Source organism: Streptomyces gamaensis, assembly GCF_042656465.1.
Lineage (GTDB): Bacteria > Actinomycetota > Actinomycetes > Streptomycetales > Streptomycetaceae > Streptomyces > Streptomyces gamaensis.
In genome coordinates, this window is the sequence record NZ_JBHSPB010000004.1 from 194,184 (window position 1) to 209,124 (window position 14,941).

Here is a 14,941-nt window from a genome sequence, read left to right on the forward strand (position 1 = left end):
CGTCGCCGCCGATTCTTGCTGCTCGGTCACTGCTCGGTCACTGCTCGACGTAACGGAGCGAGCGCAGCCCCCGCTCCAGGTGCCAGTGCAGATACGCGGCCACCAGGCCGCTGCCCTCCCTGACGTGCCGCGCCTCGCACGCGTCCGCCGTCGCCCAGTCCCCGGTCAGCAGCGCGCCGAGGAGGGCGACGGCCTCCGAGGAGGGTACGACGCTTCCGGGCACCCGGCAGTCGCCGCAGACGACCCCGCCCGCCGCGACCGAGAAGAACCGGTTCGGCCCCGGCATCCCGCAGCGCGCGCACGCCTCGAAGCTGGGCGCGTAGCCGTTCACGGCCAGCGAGCGCAGCAGGAAGGCGTCGAGGATCAGGCCGGGGGCGTGCTCTCCGGCGGCGAGGGTGCGCAGGCCGCCGACGAGCAGCAGGTACTGCTGCACGGCGGGCTCGCCCTCGTGGTCGGTGAAGCGCTCGGCGGTCTCCAGCATCGCGGTGCCGGCGGTGTAGCGCGCGTAGTCGGTGACGATGCCGCTGCCGTACGCGGCGATGGTCTCGCTCTGCGTGCACAGCGGCAGGCTGCGGCCCACCAGGTCGCTGCCACGCGCGAAGAACTGCACGTCGACGTGGGTGAAGGGCTCCAGCCGGGCCCCGAACTTCGACTTGGTGCGGCGCACCCCGCGCGCGACGGCCCGCACCCTGCCGTGGGTGCGGGTGAGGAGGGTGATGATCCGGTCCGCTTCGCCCAGTTTCTGGGTGCGCAGCACGATGCCGTCGTCGCGGAACAGACTCATGGGGACATTGTTGCGTACGCGGCGGGCAGGCCCGCACCGCGCTCAGTCCCCGGCTCTCACGAGGGCGTGCGCGCCGCCGCCAGCAGCCGGTCGGTGTCCTCGGGGCAGAGCATCAGCGCCCGCCCCACCGTCGCCAGCACCTCCCGCTCGGCGGGCCGGTACGGTCCGTCGGCCAGGGCGATGCGCGCGCCCTGCAGCAGGATCGACTCGCGGCCGGCGGGGGCCAGGTGCGGGGCGAGCGGTTCGAGGGCCTCGTGGAGCTCGATGGCCAGCGCGGTGCCGCGCGCGTCGAAGCCCTCGCGGCCCGCTGCGGCGGCCGCCGCGCCGCCGTCACCGGGCGCGCCCGCGCCCGTACCGCCCGTACGGTCCGTACCGCCCGCACCGTCCGCGTCCGACGTGCCGCCCGCCCCGTACGAGGCGGCCAGCCGGCCCGTGTCCGCCGCGAGGGCCTCGATCAGCGTGATCAGCTGCTCCTCGCTGCAGTCGGCGAACCCGGCGGCGCGCACCGCGCCGACCGCCGCGCGGCGGACCGTGTGCGCCTCGGTGCCGCCCGCGGCGAGGACGGCGAGGGCGACCGTGTGCACGGCGTCGCGGAGCATCGCGGAGAAGCGGGTGGTGGTCGGGTGGTCGAGGACGTCCGTCCCGTGCCGGGCGCGGCACGCGGTGCACTCCACGACCGGGCCGACCGGACCGCGCGGCAGCAGCGGCACCCCGAAGGCGACGAGGCGGCGGCGGCCGGTGCGGCGGCGGTAGTTGCGGTCGCCGCCGCAGCCGGGGCAGAAGAACTCGCCGTCGCCCACGGTGCGCCACACGGTGCGTACGCCCACCACACTCCGGTCCCGGTCGGCTCGGCCTTGCGCGTGCATCACGGCGTACCTCCTGAACACCACGGCCCTGTCGCCGCGTTGACGTGATGTTAGCCACATCGTCGAGGTGGCGTCAGTACCCCGTACGCCGATGACCAGGGCACGTTGGCCGGATTCACCACCCCCTCACCGGATACGGTGATTCGGGCGGCGAATCCTTGACGACGGCGGCGTGCCGGGACCGCGCCGGAAGCACGGCCCGGCGAGCGCTCGTCAGCGGCCGCGGTACGCCCTGTTGACGGCCGAGACGATCGCCTTGATCGAGGCGCGCGTGGTGTTGGCGTCGATGCCGATGCCCCACAGCACCTGTCCGTCGATCACGCACTCGATGTACGAGGCGGCCTGGGCGCTCGCGCCCTCGCTCATCGTGTGCTCGGTGTAGTCCAGCAGCCGCGCGTCCACGCCGATGCCGGCGAGCGCGTCGACGAAGGCCGAGATCGGACCGTTGCCGGTACCGGTCAGCAGCGTCTGCGCGCCGTCCACGACCGCCTCGACGGTCAGCGCGTCCGTGCCCTCGCCCGTGGCCGAGGTCCTCGTGGCGCCGCGCAGCGCGATCCGGCGCCAGCTCTCGCCCTGGCCGTCGGCCGGCAGGTACTCGTCGCGGAAGACCGACCAGATCTCCTGCGGGGTGACCTCGCCGCCCTCGGCGTCCGTCTTCGCCTGGATGATCTTCGAGAACTCGATCTGCATCCGGCGCGGCAGCTCCAGCTTGTGGTCGTGCTTGAGGACGTAGGCGATACCGCCCTTGCCGGACTGGGAGTTGACGCGGATGACGGCCTCGTAGGAGCGGCCCACGTCCTTGGGGTCGATGGGCAGGTACGGCACCGCCCACTCGATGTCGTCGACACTCTTGCCGGCCGCGGCGGCACTCGCCTCCAGGGCCTCGAAGCCCTTCTTGATGGCGTCCTGGTGGGAGCCGGAGAAGGCGGTGTAGACCAGGTCGCCCGCGTAGGGGTGGCGCGGGTGGACCTCCATCTGGTTGCAGTACTCGGCAGTACGGCGGATCTCGTCGATCTGCGAGAAGTCGAGCTGCGGGTCGACGCCCTGCGAGAACAGGTTCATGCCCAGGGTGACCAGGTCGACATTGCCGGTGCGCTCGCCCTGGCCGAACAGACAGCCCTCGACGCGGTCCGCGCCCGCCATCACGGCCAGCTCGGCGGCGGCGACGGCGGTGCCCCGGTCGTTGTGCGGGTGCGTGGACAGGCACACGAACTCGCGGCGCGAGAGGTTGCGCGACATCCACTCGAAGCGGTCCGCGTGCGTGCTGGGCGTCGAACGCTCCACCGTGGCGGGCAGGTTGAGGATGATCTCGCGGCCGTCCTCGGGCTGCCAGACGTCCATGACGCCCTCGCAGACCTCCAGCGCGAAGTCCAGTTCGGTGTCGGTGAAGATCTCCGGGGTGTACTCGTAGCCGAAGACGGTCTCCTCGCCGAGGATCTTGTCGGCGTACTCCATGACCAGCCGGGTCCCGTCGACCGCGATCTGCCGGATCTGCTCGCGCGAGCCGCGGAAGACCACCCGGCGGAAGACCGGCGCGGTCGCGTTGTACAGGTGCACGGTCGCGCGGTGCGCCCCGCGCACGGACTCCACGGTGCGCTCGATCAGCTCCTCGCGCGCCTGCGTGAGCACCGAGATCGTCACGTCCTCGGGGATCGCGTCCTCCTCGATGATCGAGCGGACGAAGTCGAAGTCGGTGGCACCCGAGGAGGGGAAGCCGACCTCGATCTCCTTGAAGCCCATGCGCACCAGCAGGTCGAACATCTCCCGCTTGCGGGCCGGGGACATCGGGTCGATCAGCGACTGGTTGCCGTCGCGCAGATCGGTCGACAGCCAGCGCGGCGCCTTGGTGATCCGGGCCTCGGGCCAGGTGCGGTCGGGCAGGTGCACGGCCTCGTACGGGCCGTACTTGTGCACCGGCATCCCGGAGGGGCGCTGGGTGACGGTCGCGGCGGTGACGGGGGTGGGACGGCCGACCGAAATACTGGACATCTGCGCAGGGCTCCTCGTCCTGTCCTGGGGGACGGCCGACGGGGGCTGGTCATCGAAGGGACCGCAGCACCGGACTCCGCGGGGAGGGGGTCGGCCTACGACTGCGGGCCCTCGCCGCGGCGGCTAAGAAGAAGCTGCCCGTAACGCATGATGTGCAGCACGATAACCGAGCACGGTGCGCGCCGCCGCCCCCGTATCAGCATGCGGGACGCGGCACGGTCCGGAACACATCCCCGCACTTGGCAGGCTTATCACTCGAATGTGCTAATCCTCGTGCGAGGCGATGACAGGGGCGAGGGCCGGTGTCACATTGCAGGCCATGAACCAGCGCACGCATCGGCCTGTGAACCGAACCGCCACCCCGGTCTTCTGCACGATCGTCCCCCCACACCTGCTGGACAAGCTCGCCCGCCACGACGACGAGACGATCGCCGCCACCGCGCGGCGCACCCTCGAACACGACGCGCTGCACCGCACCCACCGCCACCTCACCGCGGCCCGCGCGGCCGTCGCCGAACCCGCCGCCGCGCTCTCCGACAAGCCCGACCGCACGATCTACGACTCAGGGCACCAGCAGACGCTGCCGGGCAAGGAGGTGCACGCCGAGACCGACAAGCCCTCCAAGGACGCCACGGTCAACCGCGCCGTCGCCGGGCTCGGCGCCACCTTCAACCTGTACCTGAACGTCTACGGGCGGCACTCGGTCGACGGCGCCGGGCTGCCCCTCAACGCGTCCGTCCACTACGGGCGTTCCTACGACAACGCGTTCTGGAACGGCGAGCAGATGGTCTTCGGCGACGGCGACGGGAGGCTGTTCCTGGACTTCACCATCCCCGTCGACGTCATCGGCCACGAGCTGACCCACGGCGTCACCCAGTACACCGCCAACCTCGACTACCAGGGCCAGTCCGGCGCGCTCAACGAGTCGGTCTCCGACGTCTTCGGATCGCTGATCAAGCAGTACGCGCTGGGGCAGACCGCCGCGGAGGCGGACTGGCTGATCGGCGCCGGGCTGCTGGCCCCCGGCGTGCACGGGCAGGCGCTGCGCTCGATGAAGGCGCCGGGCACCGCCTACGACGACCCGCAGCTCGGCAAGGACCCGCAGCCCGCCACCATGGACGACTACGTGGACACCCCGCAGGACAACGGGGGCGTGCACCTCAACTCGGGCATCCCCAACCACGCGTTCTACCTGGTGGCCACCGCGCTGGGCGGGCACGCGTGGGAGCAGGCCGGGCAGATCTGGTACGACACCCTCACCGGCGGGCAGCTCGCCTCCGACGCCGACTTCGCGGCCTTCGCCCGGCAGACCGCCGCCGCCGCGCGGGCCCGCTACGGGGAGGGCGGGCAGACGCAGGCCGTGCTCAAGGCGTGGTCCCAGGTGGGCGTCCCCGCCTCGTAACGCGGGGCCGACGGGGTAAGGATGGCTCCATGCGCATCGCCATCACCCGCACCGGCGGCTTCGCCGGCATCGAGCGCCGGGCCGAGCTGGACACCTCCGGCCGGCCCGACGCCACCCACGTCGAGGCGCTGGCCCACCGGGCGCTCGCCCCGGGACGGGACGCCCCCGTGCGGGGCGTCCCCGACGGCTTCCACTACGAGATCACGGTGGACGGCCGGCGGATCCACTGCGCCGATCCCCATCTCACGCACGAGCAGAGGGAGTTGATCCGGCTGGTGCTGAAGGAGGGCGCGTGAGAGCCGTGCGGCCCGCCGGTCAGAAGCCGAGCTTGCGGAGCTGCTTGGGGTCCCGCTGCCAGTCCTTGGCGACCTTGACGTGCAGATCGAGGTAGACCGGAGTGCCGAGCAGGGCCTCGATGTGCTTGCGGGACTTCATGCCGACCTCCTTCAGCCGGGCGCCCTTCGGGCCGATGATGATGCCCTTCTGGCTGGGGCGCTCGATGTAGACGTTGGCGTGGATGTCCAGCAGCGGCTTGTCCGCCGGGCGGCCCTCGCGCGGCAGCATCTCCTCGACCACGACGGCGATGGAGTGCGGCAGCTCGTCCCGCACGCCTTCGAGAGCGGCCTCGCGGATCAGCTCCGCGACCATGACCTGCTCGGGCTCGTCGGTGAGATCGCCCTCCGGGTAGAGGGCGGGGCTCTCGGGAAGCAGCGGAACCAGCAGATCCGCCAGCAGACCCACCTGGCCAGCCCCTCGCCCACCACCGCCCTTGGTGGAGGGGCTTCGCCCCGCCCCTTCTGATGCCACAGCCGAGACCGGGATGATCTCCGCCCACTCGATGCCCAGGTCCTGGCCCAGCTTCTGGATGGCCAGCAGCTGCTCGGCCAGCGTCTTGGAGTCCACCAGGTCGGTCTTGGTGACGATCGCGACCTTCGGCGTCTTCTTGATCTCCGCCAGCTCACCGGCGATGAACCGGTCGCCGGGGCCGATCTTCTGGTCCGCGGGCAGACAGAAGCCGATCACGTCGACCTCGGCCCAGGTGGTGCGCACGACGTCGTTGAGGCGCTCGCCGAGCAGGGTGCGCGGCTTGTGCAGACCGGGCGTGTCCACGAGCACGAGCTGGGCGTCGGGGCGGTGGACGATGCCGCGCACGGTGTGCCGGGTGGTCTGCGGGCGGTTGGAGGTGATGGCGACCTTCGTCCCCACCAGTGCGTTGGTCAGGGTCGACTTGCCCGCGTTGGGCCGGCCGACGAAGCACGCGAAGCCCGCGCGGTGGGGGGCCTGGGAGGGGGAGGACGCTCTTTCCATGGAGAACATTCTCCCCGATCGTTTCAAAACCCTGGACCAGCGGTGCGCCCTCTGTGCCGCTGTATGCCGCTCACGGGCCGCTCATGGGCCGCGGAAATTCGTCGCCGGGTCCCATCCACCCCGTCGTACCCTTGGTACTCAAGGGAAGCCGACTTCGGAAAGAGGGACGAGCAGGCCACAGAGCCGGCCCATGACTTCGACACCCACACGGCAGCAGGCCGCAGCGACAGCAACCGCCCGCTTCACAGTCCCGGCACAGCACCCCATGGTCTCGGTCCTGGGGTCCGGTGACGCGCTCCTGCGCGTGATCGAGAGGGCCTTCCCCCGGGTCGACATCCACGTCCGGGGCAACGAGGTCAGTGCCGCCGGGGAGTCCGGCGAAGTCGCCCTCGTACAGCGGTTGTTCGACGAGATGATGCTGGTGCTCCGGACCGGTGCGCCGATGACGGAGGACGCGGTGGAACGGTCGATCGCCATGCTGCGCGACGAGAACGGCGAGGGCGGCGGCGAGACCCCCGCCTCGGTCCTCAGCCAGAACATCCTCTCCAACCGCGGCCGCACGATCCGCCCCAAGACGCTCAACCAGAAGCGCTACGTGGACGCGATCGACAAGCACACGGTCGTCTTCGGGATCGGCCCCGCCGGTACCGGCAAGACCTATCTGGCCATGGCCAAGGCGGTCCAGGCCCTGCAGTCCAAGCAGGTCAACCGGATCATCCTGACCCGGCCCGCGGTCGAGGCCGGCGAGCGGCTCGGCTTCCTGCCCGGCACGCTCTACGAGAAGATCGACCCGTATCTGCGCCCGCTGTACGACGCGCTGCACGACATGCTCGACCCCGACTCCATCCCGCGCCTGATGGCCGCAGGGACGATCGAGGTCGCGCCCCTCGCATACATGCGCGGGCGCACGCTCAATGACGCTTTCATCATCCTCGACGAGGCGCAGAACACGAACCCCGAGCAGATGAAGATGTTCCTCACCCGGCTCGGCTTCGACTCCAAGATCGTCATCACCGGTGACATCACCCAGATCGACCTCCCCAACGGCACCAAGAGCGGGCTGCGCCAGGTCCAGGAGATCCTGGAGGGCGTGCCCGACGTGCACTTCGCCCGGCTGACCAGTACGGACGTCGTCCGGCACAAGCTCGTCGGCCGTATCGTCGACGCGTACGAGCTGTACGACAGCCGCAATGGACAAGGCGAAAGCCGCAAGGGGAAGTAAGAGCGACCGGCACCATGGCCATCGACGTCAACAACGAATCCGGCACCGAGGTCGACGAGCAGGCGATCCTCGACGTCGCCCGCTACGCGCTCGCCCGGATGCGCATCCACCCGCTCTCCGAGCTCTCGGTCATCGTCGTCGACGCCGAGGCCATGGAACAGCTGCACATCCAGTGGATGGACCTGCCCGGCCCCACCGACGTGATGTCCTTCCCCATGGACGAGCTGCGTCCGCCGGCGAAGGACGACGCGGAGCCGCCGCAGGGCCTCCTCGGCGACATCGTGCTGTGCCCCGAGGTCGCCAAGAAGCAGGGCGAGGACGCGCCGACGAAGCACTCCATGGACGAGGAGCTGCAGTTGCTCACCGTCCACGGCGTTCTGCACCTCCTCGGCTACGACCACGAGGAGCCCGACGAGAAGGCCGAGATGTTCGGCCTCCAGGCGGCGATCATCGACGGCTGGCGCGCGGAGCGCGGTATCGAGGGCCCCTCCCCGGCCCCCACGTTCACGTGACCGGCCGGCTGATCGCGGTCGCGGTCCTGCTGCTCGTCCTCGCCTGGCTCGCCGCCTGCGCGGAGGCCGGGCTCGCCCGTATCTCGCCGTTCCGCGCCGAGGAGGCGCTGCGTACGGGCAAGCGCGGCGGGCGGAAGCTGGCCGCCGTCGCGGCCGACCCGACCCGCTATCTCAACCTGGCGCTGCTGCTGCGTGTCGCCTGCGAGATGGCGGCGGGCGTGACCGTCACCTATCTGTGTCTGAGCGCCTTCGCGGAGACCTGGCAGGCGCTGACCGTGGCCGTCGTCGTCATGGTGCTGGTCAGCTTCGTGGCCGTCGGGGTCTCCCCGCGCACGATCGGCCGCCAGCACCCCGTCGGCACCTCGATCGCCGCCGCGCAGGTGCTGGTGCCGCTCGCCCGGGTTCTCGGCCCGGTGCCGCAGCTGCTGATCCTCGTCGGCAACGCCCTCACCCCCGGCAAGGGCTTCCGCAAGGGCCCCTTCGCCTCCGAGGCCGAGCTGCGCGCGCTGGTCGACCTCGCGGAGAAGGAGTCGCTGATCGAGGACGACGAGCGCCGCATGGTGCACTCGGTCTTCGAACTCGGCGACACCCTCGTGCGCGAGGTCATGGTCCCGCGCACCGACTTGATCGTCATAGAGCGCGGCAAGACCATCCGGCAGGCGCTCACCCTCGCACTGCGCTCAGGCTTCTCCCGGATCCCGGTGACCGGTGAGAACGAGGACGACATCGTCGGCGTCGTCTACCTCAAGGACCTCGTCCGCAAGACGCACATCAGCCGGGACGCCGAGTCCGAGCTGGTCTCGACAGCGATGCGGCCCGCCGTGTTCGTCCCCGACACCAAGAACGCGGGCGACCTGCTGCGCGAGATGCAGCAGCAGCGCAACCACTGCGCGGTCGTCATCGACGAGTACGGCGGCACCGCCGGCATCGTGACGATCGAGGACATCCTGGAGGAGATCGTCGGCGAGATCACCGACGAGTACGACCGTGAGCTGCCCCCCGTCGAGGACCTCGGCGAGGGCCGCTACCGCGTCATCGCCCGCCTCGACCTCGGCGACCTCGGCGAGCTGTACGGGCTGGAGATCGAGGACGAGGACGTGGAGACCGTGGGCGGCCTCCTCGCCAAGTCCCTGGGCCGGGTGCCGATCGCGGGCGCGACGGCCGTCGTCGACCTCGCGGTGTACGGGCGCCACGAGCACTACGAGCAGGGCCCGGCCGCCCTGCGCCTGGTCGCGGAGGCCCCGGCGGGCCGCCGCAACCGCATCGTGACGGTCCTGGTCGAACCGGCGGAGCCGAAGGAGGCCCGGGACGGGGAGGCCACGGTCTCCTGACCACCGGCCTCCTGATCACGCCCTCTTGATCATGGCGGCCGGACCGCCGCCTATGCTCCCCGTATGACGGAGACGGCAGAGACCCCCCTGGACCCCGAGGACCGCAAGATCGTCACCCTGGCCCGTACGGCACGGGCCCGCAACGCGGTACCCGAGGGCGCCGCCGTACGCGACGGGACCGGCCGCACGTACGTGGCCGGCACCGTCGCCCTCGACTCGCTCCGCCTCAGCGCCCTGCGCACCGCCGTCGCGATGGCCGTCGCCAGCGGAGCGAAGTCCCTGGAGGCGGCGGCCGTCGTCTCGGACGCCGAGGCTGTGACGGACGAGGACCGCGCGGCGGTACGCGACCTGGGCGGCCCGGCCACGCGCGTGCTGCTGGCGGGGCCGGACGGGACGGTGCGGGCCGTGGTGACGGCCGGGTGAGCGGCGCGGTGGCACGGGAGGAGAGACGGCCTCTGCTCGCGGCGGGGATCGCGTTGCCGCTGTTCGCCATGGTGATGGTGGTGGCGGCCCTGCGCAGGCACCGCCGCGTGACGTGAGCGGGACGGGCACCCGCCCCCGTCACGGCTGCCGGAAGCCCAGCGTGGGCACGGCCCGGCGCAGGGGCCAGGGGCGGACGGCCGCGGGGAGGATGCCGTCGAGGAAGGCGTAGCGGCGCAGCGTGGCCGGGGGCAGGTCGTCGTAGGAGGTCACGTGCTTCCACCAGGCCGCGATCTCCACCCAGCCCGGCGCGGAGAGGGAGCCGCCGAACTCCTGCACGGACAGGGCGGCGGTCAGTCCGGCGAAGGCGAGCCGGTCGGCGAGCGGCCAGCCGGCCAGGGTGCCGGTGACGAAGCCCGCGACGAAGACGTCGCCGGCGCCGGTGGGGTCCAGGGCCTCGACGGCGATCGCGGGTACCTCGGCGCTCTCCCCCGTCCCGCCGTCCACCGCGAAGGCGCCCTCCGAGCCCATCGTGACGACCGCGACCGGGACCCGTTCCGCGAGCGCGCGGGCGGCGGCGCGCGGGTCCTCGGCGCGGGTGTAGCGCATGGCCTCCTCGGCGTTGGGCAGGAACGCCTCGCAGTGCTCCAGGTCGGCCAGGTCGGCGGGGTCCCAGCGGCCGGAGTCGTCCCAGCCGACGTCGGCGAAGACCCGGCTGCCGCGCCGGGCCGCCGCGGCGATCCACTCCTCGCGGGCGCCGGGTTCCAGCAGCGCGACGCAGGCGCGCGCGGGCGGCGGGCACTCGGGGGCGGGTTCCTCGGGCGGGGGTGCCTCGTGGCCGTGGGAGACCATGGTGCGCTCCCCCTCGTAGGCCATGGAGACCGTCACGGGCGAGTGCCAGCCGGGCACGGTGCGGGAGAGGGACAGGTCGATGCCCTCGCCGCGCGCGAGGGCGTCCCAGCAGTACTCGCCGTACATGTCGTCGCCGAACGCCGCCGCGAGCGAGGTGCGCAGCCCCAGCCGGGCCAGGGCGGTGGCCATGTTGGCGATGCCGCCGGGGCTCGAACCCATGCCGCGCGCCCAGGACTCGGTCCCGCGCACGGGGGCCGAGTCCAGGCCGGTGAGGATGATGTCGAGGAACACGGTTCCGGTCAGATAGACGTCGGTCAGCGGATCGCCCGGCGCCCGTACGTCGGCCAGCGGGTCGAGGGCGGGGGCCGCCCCTTCGAAGCCGTCGGACGCGCACCCCTCGCGCCCCTGGAAGCGCTCGCTGCGGAAGCCCTGCTGACGTGCCGCGTGCGGCGAAGTGGTCGTCATGCTCGCTCGCTGCTCCTCTCTCGGGTGCGGGTGACGGACAGTGTGCCCGATCCTGCGGTACGTTCCGGCCATGAGGCTGACGATTCTCGGTGGTGGCGGATTCCGGGTGCCTCTGGTGCACCGGGCCTTGCTGGACGACGCACGGCGGGCGGCGCCCGGCCGTTGCACGGAACTCGTGCTGTACGACACGGACTCGGGCCGGCTGAAGGTGATCGAGACCGTGCTGGCCGAGCAGGCGGCGGGGGTGCCGGACGCGCCCTCCGTACGGGTCGTGCGCGAGCTTGACGAAGCCCTGCGCGGCGCGGACTTCGTCTTCTCGGCGATCCGGGTGGGCGGTACGGCGGGGCGGGTGCGCGACGAGCGGATCGCCCTGGGCGAGGGGGTGTTGGGGCAGGAGACGGTCGGCGCGGGCGGCGTGCTGTACGGGCTGCGGACGATCCCCGTGGCGCTGGACCTCGCGCGCCGTATCGCCGAAGTCGCCCCCGGTGCCTGGGTCATCAACTTCACCAACCCCGCCGGGATGGTCACCCAGGCGATGGCCGCCGTGCTGGGTGAGCGCGTCATCGGCATCTGCGATTCCCCCGTGGGGCTGGTGCGGCGTGCCGCGCGGGCGCTGGGCGCGGATCCGGACCGGATCGTCTTCGACTATGTGGGTCTCAACCACCTCGGCTGGCTCAGCTCGTTGACGCTCGACGGGGAGGAGCTGCTGCCGAGGCTGCTCGGTGACGAGCGGGCGCTGGCCTCCTTCGAGGAGGGCAGACTCTTCGGCGCGGAGTGGCTGCGGGCGCTGGGCCTGCTGCCCAACGAGTATCTGCACTACTACTACTTCCGGCGCGAGGCGCTGCACTCGGTCCTCCAAGGGGACGAGACGCGCGGGGAGTTCCTCGACCGGCAGCAGTCGGGCTTCTTCCGCGACGCGGCGCTCGCGCCGGAACGGGCGTACGAGCTGTGGGAGCGGACCCGGCTGCGGCGCGAGGAGACGTACATGGCCGAGAGCCGCGCGGCCAGCGGCGGCTGGGAGCGGGACTCCTGCGATCTGGAGGGCGGCGGCTACGACCGGGTGGCGCTCGCCCTGATGCGGGCCATCGCGCGCGACGAGCGCACGCGGCTCGTCCTCAACGTCCGCAACGGCAAGACGGTGCCGGAGCTGGATCCCGAGGCGATCATCGAGACCGTGTGCGAGGTGAGTGCGCGGGGCGCGAAGCCGGTGCCGTCCGCGCCCCTGCGCGAGGATCAGCTCGGGCTGATGCTCCAGCTCAAGGCGGTGGAGCGGGCGACGATCGAGGCGGCGGTCGGCGAGGACCGCGGGGCGGCTCTGCGGGCCCTGTCCCTGCATCCCTTGGTGGACTCGCCGGCGGTGGCGGCACGCATTCTGGAACGGATGCGGGAGTACGCGGCGTAGGGGGCGTACGGGGGTGGGGTGGGGTGCGGGTGGGGTGCTTGCCTGCACATCGGAGATCATCCTGTCACAGATGTGACGTTGCACTCTCTGTGCTCAAAGGTCTTGCCTCACCCCACCCCGCCCCCTAATTTCGCGCTGCATCATCCTTGCCATTCAGGAGCACCGCGTGTCCCCCTCCCTTTCCCTGTCCTCCAAGCGCGTCAAGATCGCCGCCACCGGTGCGGCACTCGCCCTCGGCGCCGGTCTGTACACCGCGGGCGCGGCGAGCGCCGATCACTCCACGCCGCGCACGGACAAGGAGATCCCGAACCTGACCCAGGTCGAGGACAAGATCAAGGCGTTCTACGGCGACACCGTCGACAAGAACGGCCAGCACTACGCGTCGCCGGGCAGCAACTACGCCAAGCAGCTCGCGGACATCCAGAAGAAGGCCAAGGCCCAGATCGACCGCGCGGTGAGGAACAAGCACGCCAAGGGCCGGCCGGCGATCGTGCTGGACGTCGACGACACGACGCTGCTGACGTACAACTACGAGCTGCAGCAGGGCTTCCACTTCACGCCCGAGTCGCAGGACGCGTATCTGAAGTCCACCGACATGGGCCCGGTCTTCGGGATGCCGGAGCTCGTCAACTGGGCGGAGTCCAAGGGTGTGACGGTCTTCTTCGTCACCGGCCGGGACGAGCACCAGCGCGAGTGGAGCGTGCGCAACCTGAAGAACGCCGGCTACAAGCCCGCCGCCGACGCCGAGCACTTCTACCTGAAGAACAAGAAGAACCCGCCGGCCTACCTGCCGTGCGGCTCGGCCTGCTCGACGATCGAGTTCAAGTCCGGGACCCGCAAGCACATCGAGTCGCAGGGCTACCGCATCGTCGCCAACTTCGGCGACCAGTACAGCGACCTGAGCGGCGGCTACGCGGAGCGTACGTACAAGCTGCCGAACCCGATGTACTACCTGCCGTAACCGCCGCCGTCGTCAGCGCCGTTTGGGGAGGGGGACGCGCAACAGGTCCCGGGCGACGGTCAGTTCGCCGTCGAAGCCGGCCGCCCGGGCCTGCCGCTCGAACTCCGAGGCGTCGTCGTAGCGCTGCGAGAAGTGCGTGAGGACGAGGTGCCGCACGCCCGCGTCGGCGGCGGCGCGGGCGGCCTGCACGGCCGTCAGATGGCCGTGCTCGGTGGCCAGCGCCTCGTCCTCGTGCAGGAACGTCGACTCGATGACGAGCATGTCGCAGCCCTCGGCGAGGGCGTGCACGCCCTCGCACAGCCGGGTGTCCATCACGAACGCGAAGCGCTGCCCGCGCCGTACCTCGCTGACCTCGTCCAGGGTGACCCCGCGCAGCTCGCCCTCGCGCATCAGCCGGCCCACGTCCGGGCCGGTGATGCCGTGCGCGGCCAGCCGTTCGGGCAGCATGCGGCGGCCGTCCGGCTCGACGAGCCGGTAGCCGTAGGACTCCACGGGGTGCGAGAGCCGGCGCGCCTCAAGGCTGTAGGCGGGGGTACGGGCGAGCTCCCCGCCCCGCCCGGAGACCGGCTCCCGCACCAGGTCCACCGTCTCCCGGTAGGCGGTGGCGTAGCGCAGCCGGTCGAAGAAGCGCTGTCCGCTGCGCGGGTAGTGCGCGGTGACCGGGTGCGGCACCCGGTCGAGGTTGATCCGCTGGATCACGCCGGCGAGTCCGAGCGAGTGGTCGCCGTGGAAGTGCGTGACGCAGATCCGGTTCAGGTCGTGGGCGGCGACCCCGGCCCGCACCATCTGGCGCTGGGTGCCCTCACCGGGGTCGAAGAGCAGGCCCTCGCCGTCCCAGCGCAGGACGTAGCCGTTGTGGTTGCGGTGCCGGGTGGGCACCTGGCTGGCGGTGCCGAGGACGACGAGTTCGCGGACGGACAAGACGCCTACCCGGGAGGCCAGTTCAGGCCGCGGCCGCCGAGGACGTGCGCGTGCGCGTGGAAGACGGTCTGGCCGGCGCCGGTGCCGGTGTTGAAGACGACGCGGTAGCCCTTGTCGACGATGTCGTCCATGACCGCGACCGCGCGGGCCTCGCGCAGTATGTCGGCGGCGATCCCCGGCTCGGCGGCCGCGAGGGAGGCGGCGTCGGGGTAGTGCGCCTTGGGGATCACGAGGACGTGGGTGGGCGCCTGGGGGTTGATGTCCCGGAACGCGACGGTGGTGTCGGTCTCCTGGACGATCGTCGCCGGCACCTCCTTGGCGACGATCTTGCAGAACAGGCAGTCGGCCTGCGGTTCTCCCGCCACCGGTGGCTCCTCCCGGGTCGTGGGTCCGTACGGGATCGTACGGACCGGATGTTACCGGGGGCACCTGACGGTGCCGGGCGGCGGGACGGGTCCGGTGCGGAACCCGGTTCCGTACGGCCTTGGGCGAGGGCGCCGCCCCTG

15 protein-coding genes are annotated in these 14,941 nt (G+C 71.6%); 8 read left to right on the forward strand and 7 right to left on the reverse strand.

Annotated features, from left to right (window positions below; translation table 11 throughout):
* Positions 1-37: 37 nt before the first annotated feature.
* From recO to leuA, 3 genes are all read right to left on the reverse strand, one after another.
* A complete protein-coding gene (recO, locus tag ACFP1Z_RS08230) occupies positions 38-784 on the reverse strand; it encodes a DNA repair protein RecO (protein WP_390315258.1) in 747 nt (248 codons plus the stop codon).
* Positions 785-840: 56 nt separating this feature from the next.
* Positions 841-1,650, reverse strand: coding sequence for a TerB family tellurite resistance protein (locus tag ACFP1Z_RS08235; RefSeq protein WP_390315259.1), 810 nt, complete (start codon positions 1,648-1,650; stop codon positions 841-843).
* A 213-nt stretch (positions 1,651-1,863) separates the two neighbouring features.
* Positions 1,864-3,639 carry a 2-isopropylmalate synthase gene (gene leuA, locus ACFP1Z_RS08240; RefSeq protein ID WP_390315260.1) on the reverse strand — a complete coding sequence of 592 codons (1,776 nt, stop codon included), beginning with the start codon at positions 3,637-3,639 and terminating at the stop codon, positions 1,864-1,866.
* Between the two features lie 343 nt (positions 3,640-3,982).
* On the opposite strand from leuA, the gene ACFP1Z_RS08245 reads away from it, so the two are divergent.
* Together ACFP1Z_RS08245 and ACFP1Z_RS08250 are read left to right on the forward strand one after the other, a co-directional pair.
* On the forward strand, positions 3,983-5,041 hold the full coding sequence (locus tag ACFP1Z_RS08245; RefSeq protein WP_390315261.1) for a M4 family metallopeptidase: 1,059 nt from the start codon (positions 3,983-3,985) through the stop codon (positions 5,039-5,041).
* A 29-nt stretch (positions 5,042-5,070) separates the two neighbouring features.
* The gene (locus ACFP1Z_RS08250) at positions 5,071-5,337 is read left to right on the forward strand and encodes a protealysin inhibitor emfourin (RefSeq protein ID WP_390315262.1); all 267 of its coding nucleotides are present in this window, start codon (positions 5,071-5,073) and stop codon (positions 5,335-5,337) included.
* 19 nt (positions 5,338-5,356) lie between these two features.
* On the opposite strand, the gene ACFP1Z_RS08255 is transcribed toward ACFP1Z_RS08250, so the two are convergent.
* Positions 5,357-6,349, reverse strand: a complete 993-nt coding sequence (locus tag ACFP1Z_RS08255; protein ID WP_390315263.1) for a GTPase Era — start codon at positions 6,347-6,349, stop codon at positions 5,357-5,359.
* Between the two features lie 190 nt (positions 6,350-6,539).
* On the opposite strand from ACFP1Z_RS08255, the gene ACFP1Z_RS08260 reads away from it, so the two are divergent.
* From ACFP1Z_RS08260 to ACFP1Z_RS08275, 4 genes are all read left to right on the forward strand, one after another.
* Positions 6,540-7,571: a PhoH family protein gene (locus tag ACFP1Z_RS08260; protein ID WP_390315264.1), complete on the forward strand. Its 1,032-nt coding sequence runs from the start codon at positions 6,540-6,542 to the stop codon at positions 7,569-7,571.
* Between the two features lie 14 nt (positions 7,572-7,585).
* Positions 7,586-8,083: an rRNA maturation RNase YbeY gene (gene ybeY, locus ACFP1Z_RS08265; protein ID WP_390315265.1), complete on the forward strand. Its 498-nt coding sequence runs from the start codon at positions 7,586-7,588 to the stop codon at positions 8,081-8,083.
* Entirely contained in the window at positions 8,080-9,414 is a 1,335-nt protein-coding gene (locus tag ACFP1Z_RS08270; protein WP_390315266.1) for a hemolysin family protein, read from the forward strand. Before ybeY ends, ACFP1Z_RS08270 begins: the two co-directional genes overlap by 4 nt.
* Positions 9,415-9,477: 63 nt before the next feature.
* Positions 9,478-9,837: a cytidine deaminase gene (locus ACFP1Z_RS08275; RefSeq protein WP_390315267.1), complete on the forward strand. Its 360-nt coding sequence runs from the start codon at positions 9,478-9,480 to the stop codon at positions 9,835-9,837.
* Positions 9,838-9,975: 138 nt separating this feature from the next.
* Here the strand turns inward: ACFP1Z_RS08275 and ACFP1Z_RS08280 are convergent, their stop codons facing one another.
* On the reverse strand, positions 9,976-11,151 hold the full coding sequence (locus ACFP1Z_RS08280) for a carbohydrate kinase family protein (protein WP_390315268.1): 1,176 nt from the start codon (positions 11,149-11,151) through the stop codon (positions 9,976-9,978).
* A gap of 70 nt (positions 11,152-11,221) precedes the next feature.
* Between ACFP1Z_RS08280 and ACFP1Z_RS08285 the strand changes: the two genes are divergently transcribed.
* Together ACFP1Z_RS08285 and ACFP1Z_RS08290 are read left to right on the forward strand one after the other, a co-directional pair.
* The gene (locus tag ACFP1Z_RS08285; protein ID WP_390315269.1) at positions 11,222-12,553 is read left to right on the forward strand and encodes a 6-phospho-beta-glucosidase; all 1,332 of its coding nucleotides are present in this window, start codon (positions 11,222-11,224) and stop codon (positions 12,551-12,553) included.
* 166 nt (positions 12,554-12,719) lie between these two features.
* Positions 12,720-13,514, forward strand: a complete 795-nt coding sequence (locus ACFP1Z_RS08290) for an HAD family acid phosphatase (RefSeq protein ID WP_390315270.1) — start codon at positions 12,720-12,722, stop codon at positions 13,512-13,514.
* A gap of 12 nt (positions 13,515-13,526) precedes the next feature.
* On the opposite strand, the gene ACFP1Z_RS08295 is transcribed toward ACFP1Z_RS08290, so the two are convergent.
* Entirely contained in the window at positions 13,527-14,435 is a 909-nt protein-coding gene (locus tag ACFP1Z_RS08295) for a ribonuclease Z (RefSeq protein ID WP_390315271.1), read from the reverse strand.
* Between the two features lie 5 nt (positions 14,436-14,440).
* Positions 14,441-14,800, reverse strand: a complete 360-nt coding sequence (locus ACFP1Z_RS08300) for a histidine triad nucleotide-binding protein (RefSeq protein ID WP_390315272.1) — start codon at positions 14,798-14,800, stop codon at positions 14,441-14,443.
* Positions 14,801-14,941 lie beyond the last annotated feature (141 nt).